This window comes from Aquabacterium sp. UBA2148, assembly GCF_002328915.1.
In the GTDB taxonomy this organism is placed as follows: Bacteria; Pseudomonadota; Gammaproteobacteria; order Burkholderiales; family Burkholderiaceae_C; genus Aquabacterium; species Aquabacterium parvum.
Genome location: NZ_DCXA01000029.1, coordinates 1 through 6,677, shown reverse-complemented (window position 1 = coordinate 6,677; position 6,677 = coordinate 1). Strand labels below are relative to the sequence as shown.

The window sequence follows — 6,677 nt, the reverse complement described above, 5'->3', positions numbered from 1 at the left end:
AACACAAAAAATCTGACAGTCCCGCCTGAGCAGGCACCCCTCGCCCCCTGAGCGTTGCTCAACGATGGCAAGCCCCAACAACCCCGCCCCTCCCGCTCCACCGCATCAACAGGAGCGTGAGCAACAACAGAAGCTCAAGCCAACGGCGCCTCATCCACGCAATGCGCCACGATCGCCCCCAGGCTCTCGATCTCGATGCGCACCGTGTCCCCACCCCGCAAGAACTTCGGCGGCGAGAAAGCCGCGCCCACACCAGCGCATGTGCCCGTGAAGATCACGTCCCCAGGCTCCAGCGTCATCACCTGCGTGAGCTGCGCGATCTGCGCCCAGACGTTGTGAATCATCAGCTTCGTGTTGCTGTGCTGACGCAACTCGCCATTGACCCAGCAGCGCAATTCCAGCGCCTGCGGGTCATCGACCTCATCGGCCGTCGTGATCCACGGCCCGAACGGCGCGTGGGTGTCGAAGCCCTTGCCCAGCGTCCACTGCGAAGTGCGCTTCTGGATGTCACGCACCGACACGTCGTTGCCCACCGCGTAGCCGAACACCACCTCGTGCGCACGCTCGGCCGGCACATGCCGGCAGCGCTGGCCGATGACAGCGACCATCTCGCCCTCGTAGTCGGTCATCTGCGACACACGCGGCAGCACGATGTCGTCAAACGGGCTGTGGATGGCATTGGGCAATTTGGGGAACCACACCTGGTGGTCGGGCACGGTGCGCGCCTCGCCCACGATGCTTTCCTGCACGTGATCAAGGTAGTTCAAGCCGATGGCCAGGGCCTTGCCCGGGCGCGGCACCGGCGCTTGCAAGTGAACCTCGTCTAGCGAGGCATCGGCCGGTGCATCGGCGAGCATTTGCACCTGGGGCTTGAGCTCGGACCAGCGCGTGATCAGGTCGATCATCGGCTGGTGGGCAGCCAGCCCAAGCTTGTCGTCGAGCGTGACGAGGTCTTTGCCACGCACCAGGGCCACGTGGGTGATGCCTTGTTGGTCAAAGGTGCACAGGTGCATCGATGAAATCCTTGAAGGGTGCGAAGGTTTGAACAGACAGCGCGGGCATCAGGCCGCGCGCAGGCAATCGACGATCTTCATGCGCGCAGCACGCCAGGCGGGGATGAAGCCGCCGACCAGGCCCATCAGCAGCGCAAAAGCGATGGACTGAACCGCGATGGCCGGCGTCAAGCGAAAGCGAAATGCCAGCTCCGAAAACGTCTGGAAATTGACGGTGGAGATGTCCACCGACTGCATCAGCGAGGCCCCCGCCAAACCCATGATGCCGCCCACCAGCGCCAGCAGCAAGGCCTCGCCCAGGAAGGCCGTGAGCACCGCGCTGCGCCGGAAACCCAGCGCACGCAAGGTGCCGATCTCGCCCGTGCGCGAGGCCACGGAGGCGAACATGGTGATCATCGCGCCCACGATGGCGCCAATGGAAAAGATGATCGACAGCGCCAGGCCGAGCAGGCGGATGAAGGTGGCCAGGGCCTCGGACTGCTCGGCATAAAAGCGCACCTCGCGCTTGGCTTCGAGCGTCAGGCGCGGATCGTCTTCGATGCGGGCGCGCAGCGTGTCAAAGCCTTCGACATCGGCCAGGCGCAGCACCACGCTGGAGTAGTTCTGGCGGCGAAAGGCCTGCATCATCTGCTCGCTGTCGCCCCAGATCTCGGAGTCGAAGGCGCTGCCCGCCCCATCGAACACGCCGACCACGCGCCAATCGCGTCCGGCAAAGCGCAGCGTCTCGCCCAGGCCCGCACCGGCGAAGCCCTTGGCCACGGCCGTGCCGGTGACGATCTCCGAAGTGCCCGGCGTGAACATGCGCCCTTTCAGCAGCTTGACCTGCGGTCGCAGCATCAGGCCGATGTCGGACGTGCCACGCACGGTGACGTTGCTGGGCTTGCCGCTGTCCCGCTTGGGCAAGGTGTTGAGCACCACCGGCTCGCGGCTGATCAGCGCCCGGCCCTGCCCGTCGGTGGCCAGGCCAGGCAGGCTGCTCACGATGGCGGCCTGACCGCGTGTGATGCCGGAGTTGATCTCGGCCCCCGCCCCCTTGCGCAGCACCATGACGTTGTCGGGCTGACCGGTGGCCACCAAGGTGGCGCGGATGCCCTCGCTCATCATCAGCACGGTGGCGAACACGTACACCACCAGGGCCATGCCGCCCGCCGTGAGCAACGTGGTCACGCGCCGCACCCAGAGGTTGCGGGCGATGTAGCTCAGGGGCAGGTTGCGCAGGGCGGGCATGGCGGCATTGTGCGTCAGCCCGTGCGCACCTCACCCGCTGCTGCAGACCTGGCTGATCGGCCAAGGGCGCCGGTCGACGCCGCCTGGCCTCGCTCAGCAGGTCATTGACACGATTTGGCCAGGGCCGCGTCCTCCACCTGCATGACCTTGATCCATTCGCTGATGAAGGTGACCGCTTCGGCGTGCTGGATGGATCGCCCCAGCGTCGGCATGCGCACGCCGTTCTCGCTGGAGGCCATGCGATAGAGCAGGATCGAGGCCTCCGGCTTGCCCGGCACCAGGTCGTGCTGGATGCCACCCGCGCCCCGACCTGCGGCCACCGGCTTCTTGCAGACCCCGCTTTGCTGGGTCAGCGGCCCAGAGAGCTGCAGGAACAGGCCCGAGTTGGCGGCTTCGCCTCCGGGGTTGTGGCAAGACGCGCAGTTCGCTTCCAGGTACGAACGCGCGCGGGCCTGGATGTCGGCCGCGGTGCCCGCTGGCTGGCCGCTGTCACCCGGCACGTTCCACTTCGGCGCGCGCTCGACCGCCGCCATCGAGCTGGGCAGGCCGGTCAGCAGGCCTTGGGCCTTCATGTACTGCAGCTGGTTCTGGTTGCCCAGGCGCGGGTTGAGGCGATTGAGGAAGCGCGCCTTGGGGCCAATGGGCACCGCCCCGCCCTCCCCCGAGCGGTCGGAGCCGTGGCAGACCACGCAGGCCATGGCCGAGGGCACGCTGTACTGCGGCACGTCACCTGTGTAGCGCACGCGCTGGCCCTTGGCGTCGCGCACCTCGGGGTCCTGGTCCAGGTAGTCGTAGCGACCGGAGAGCTCGCGGCCCTGGGGCGTCAGCTTGGCCACCATGCGCCCGCCGGCATCCTTCTCCCAAACATACGGCAGGCCCATCCAGAAGGGGCCGTCGGGGCCTTCGCGCTTGATCAGCAGGCGGGTCTCGAGGATGTCCTCGGCCAGCAGCTTGCCCGCGGCGTCCTCGCGCCGGAAGGTGAAGGTCTTGGCGATGATGGTGCCGGTGGGGAACGCCAGCGTGGCCAGGCTCTCGGCCGGCACGTCGGCGGTGGGGTACCAGTTGCCCGTGCCCGCGCCCGCAGGCTGCGTGGTCTTGAAGCCGGTCTTGCCATCGCGGTACTGCGCGGCCTTGCCGGGCGGGATGAAGATGAAGCGGTACTTGCTCGCGTGATTGGTGAACAGCGTCGAGGTCAGCTCGTAGTGCATGCCATTGCCACGCGGCTGGTCACGCGGATCCTGCTCGTTGCTGAACAGGCCGTAAGCGTCCAGCGTCGGGCAGTTGTGGCGCCCGGCCAGCTCGAAGTTCACCGCCGTCTTGGGCGAGGCGGCGCAAGCCTGCTGGGATTCTTCCTGCGTGGGCTGTGTCACCGCATCACCCGGCAGCACGTAGGGCAGTTTGAGCACAGGCAGCGGCACGCTCTTGAGCTTGCACTGGTGGCGCAACAGGTTGCGGTCACCGAGCTTGAAGTTGGCCAGGTCGGTGAAGTCGCTGTTCTTCACGTTGGCGTTCAGGTAGGGCAGCGTGGAGAGGTCGAACTGGTTGTCGGTGATGCACACGCGCAGCTCGTCGCGCAGCGCGCCCTGCTTGCCCAGCAGCCAGTTGTAGCTGATGTTGAACTTCCAGTCGGTGTGGTGGCAACCGGGCATGGGGTCACTGAGCCCGTAGTTCGGGCCGCCCAGCGTGGTCTGGCGCGGGTTCACGCGGTCCTTCTCGCCGGGGTTGGCGAGTTTGAGCGAGATGCCGTCCTTGTCGACCGGGTAGGCGCCGCAGTCGCCCAGCTTGTCGACCTGGCCATCGGTCAGGATGTGCGCCGAGATGCCGCCGCCCTTGAGCCAGATCAGCGCCGTGATCGTGGTGGACGCGTCGTTGATGTCGAGCATCGGCGGCTTGTAGCCGTTGTGGCGGAAGGTGTTGTGGTGGATGTTGAGCGCCTCGTTGAACCAGTCCAGTTTCTTGTCGGTGGCCTTGAAGTTGACGAAGCCGTAGTTCACCACCAGCAGGCCCGAGGTGCGGTTGTCCGCGATCTCGTTGCCGTAGAACTCGAGGTTGTCCTGCGCGGCGATGATGGCGCCTGTGCCCGGCGGCGCGTCCTTGACGAAACCAGCCGCGCCAAAGTTTTTGGTGTTGTTGTTGATGAAGCGGTTGTGGCGCACCACGCTGCCATCGCCGTACTGCGACAGGCCTTCGAGGTCGTAGGCCAGGAAGCCCGCGGTGTTCTCGGTGGCCAGGTTCTGCTCGACCAGGCCGCGCTGCACGTTCTCCAGCTCGATGCCGATCACGTTGTAGCGGGCCTCATTGCGGCGCACGATCACATCGCTGGACTGACCCACGTACAGGCCCGCGTCGACCGAGCCGTATGAGTAGGTGTCCTCGACCAGCAGCTGCTGAACCATCACCGGGTAGATGGCGTAGAAGCCATTGCTCGGCTTGACCTGGTAGCCCGCCGCGACCGGGTCCGCATCGCTCCAGCCGGCCTTGATGCGCCGCAACGTCACGTACTTCGAGCGGTAGATGCGGATGCCGTTGCCCGGGGTGTCGATGACCTCCAGGTCCTCGACCGTGATGCCCTCGCAATGCGAAGCGTTGATGCCCTCGGCCGTGTTGCTGTTCAGGAAGCTCAGCCGGGTCTTGTCCTTGCCGGCGCCACGGATGGTCAAACCGCGCTTGCCGTGGATGATCAGGCCGCTGGGAAAGTTGAAGGTCCCCGCCGCGAACTCGACCGTGTCCCCCTCGCTGGCGTAGAAGATGGCCTTGAGCGTTTCGGCTGCGGCGTTGGCGCCGGGCTCGATGCGAAACACCTTGGGTGCCGCAGCATGGGCCACTTGCACACAGGCCAGTGCCATCAACAGACAGGCCATCGCCCATCGACAGGCCTGCAAGGCCAGGGAGCAAGGGTGGGTCATCGGTTTCCTCCTGGGTCCTGAATGCAGGGCGGACACCCCTGCTGGGACCTGCAGGCTAGGAGGCAAGGCAAAGGACAACTGTCGGCTGCACGACAGACCCGGGTAATCCTGCAAACACCGGGGGGTTCAGCCCCGAACAGGCTGACGCATCACGCCACGTGGCGCAGCCCTTGCACGATGTCGATGCGCGACATCTTCCACGCAGGCCAGGCGGCAGACACGCCGCCGACCACCAGCGCCGCCAGCACCTGCATCGCCACCGTCAGCTCCGAGACCCGGAAAATCGGGAACAGCGTGCCAGCCGCCTTCACGAAGGCCTCGGCCATGGGGAAGGTCAGCGCGATGCCCAGGCCCCCACCGATCAGCGCGATCAGCAGGCTCTCGCCGAACAAGAGCTTGACCACGAAGCCGGGCCGAAAGCCCAGGGCCTTGAGCGTGGCGTACTCGGCCAGGCGCTCGCGCGCGGTCATCGTCATGGTGTTGGCCATCACGGCCATGATGATCAGGATGATGATGAAGCTGACGGCCTGCACGGCCAGCAAGATGGCCTCGCTCATCGACACGAAGCTCAGCTGAAAGGCCTTCTCGGTCTCGGTCAGCGTCTCGGCGAGCGAGTTGGCGAACAGCGCATCGATGCGTTGCGACACCTGCGGCGCCTGATCGGGGTCGTGGATGCGTGCGATGTAAACGCCCACGAAGTCGGCCTTGTTGCCCAGCCTCGCGCGCACCGAATCGGCCACGCGCTGCCAGTGGATGAACATCTGCTGCTCGTCGGTCTTGGCGTCGGCGCCCTGGTAGATGCCACGGATGGTGAAGCGCCAGTTGCCCGAGTAGATGGTGCCGCGCAGGGTCACGGTGTCGCCCAGTTTCCAGCCGAACTTGGCGGCCAGCTTGCGCCCCACCACGGCGCCTTGCCGATCACGGAAGAAGGCCTGCTTCTCGGCATCGGTGAGCTTGAACTCGGGGTACAGCGCCAGGTAACTGGGCGGGTCCACCGCGAACTGCGCAAAGAAGTTGCGCTCGGTGATGTAGATGCCGCCGAACCAGTTGGCCCAGGAGATACCGCTGACGCCCTCGACCGATCGGATGCGCTCGGCGTAGTTCAGCGGCAGCGGAAAGGTCAGCGAGATGGCGCTGCGCGTGATCAGGCGCGTGCTCGAGGTGGCGTCCACGCCCGCGTACCAGGCATCGACGATGGTGCGCAGCAGGCCGAACGCCGAGATGGCCACGACCAGGCCCACCATGGTGAGCAGGGTGCGCAGGCGGTGCCGGAAGGCGTTTTTGAGCAGCAGGCGCAGCAGGAACATGCGTTCGCCTCACTCGCCCTCGGCGGCCTTGACCCAGTCTCCTGCCTTCAAAGCACGCGGCGCCCCGGTCACCACCTTGTCACCGGCTTTCAAAGCGGCCGACGACGCGGCAGGCTCTGCCGGCAGCACCTCGCGCACATCGCCCAAGGTGCGCCCTGCCTTGACCGCCACGGCTTCAAGTTGCAGCGAACCGGCCGAGCCGCCTTCGGGCGAAGCGGCCTTCA

Annotated in this window: 4 protein-coding genes and 1 pseudogene; all 5 read right to left on the bottom strand. The window is 66.2% G+C overall.

Features of this window, described 5'->3' with window-relative positions; all coding sequences use genetic code 11:
• Positions 1–134 precede the first annotated feature (134 nt).
• Positions 135–1,013 (bottom strand): fumarylacetoacetate hydrolase family protein, encoded by an 879-nt coding sequence (locus B2W70_RS01750; RefSeq protein ID WP_286742247.1) that lies wholly within the window; start codon positions 1,011–1,013, stop codon positions 135–137.
• A 48-nt stretch (positions 1,014–1,061) separates the two neighbouring features.
• Positions 1,062–2,240 carry an ABC transporter permease gene (locus tag B2W70_RS01745; RefSeq protein ID WP_286742245.1) on the bottom strand — a complete coding sequence of 393 codons (1,179 nt, stop codon included), beginning with the start codon at positions 2,238–2,240 and terminating at the stop codon, positions 1,062–1,064.
• A gap of 101 nt (positions 2,241–2,341) precedes the next feature.
• Entirely contained in the window at positions 2,342–5,146 is a 2,805-nt protein-coding gene (locus B2W70_RS01740; RefSeq protein WP_286742243.1) for a parallel beta-helix domain-containing protein, read from the bottom strand.
• Positions 5,147–5,295: 149 nt separating this feature from the next.
• Complete coding sequence (locus B2W70_RS01735; RefSeq protein ID WP_058088409.1) at positions 5,296–6,453, bottom strand: ABC transporter permease; 1,158 nt, start codon at positions 6,451–6,453, stop codon at positions 5,296–5,298.
• Between the two features lie 9 nt (positions 6,454–6,462).
• Positions 6,463–6,677: pseudogene (locus tag B2W70_RS01730) on the bottom strand (hypothetical protein); the annotation flags it as partial.

What these genes read in the sequence shown, in the direction of transcription:
- B2W70_RS01750 (WP_286742247.1), bottom strand. Translation starts at nt 1,013, where the DNA reads ATGCACCTGTGCACCTTTGACCAACAAGGCATCACCCACGTGGCCCTG.
- B2W70_RS01740 (WP_286742243.1), bottom strand. Translation starts at nt 5,146, where the DNA reads ATGACCCACCCTTGCTCCCTGGCCTTGCAGGCCTGTCGATGGGCGATG.
- B2W70_RS01745 (WP_286742245.1), bottom strand. Translation starts at nt 2,240, where the DNA reads ATGCCCGCCCTGCGCAACCTGCCCCTGAGCTACATCGCCCGCAACCTC.
- B2W70_RS01735 (WP_058088409.1), bottom strand. Translation starts at nt 6,453, where the DNA reads ATGTTCCTGCTGCGCCTGCTGCTCAAAAACGCCTTCCGGCACCGCCTG.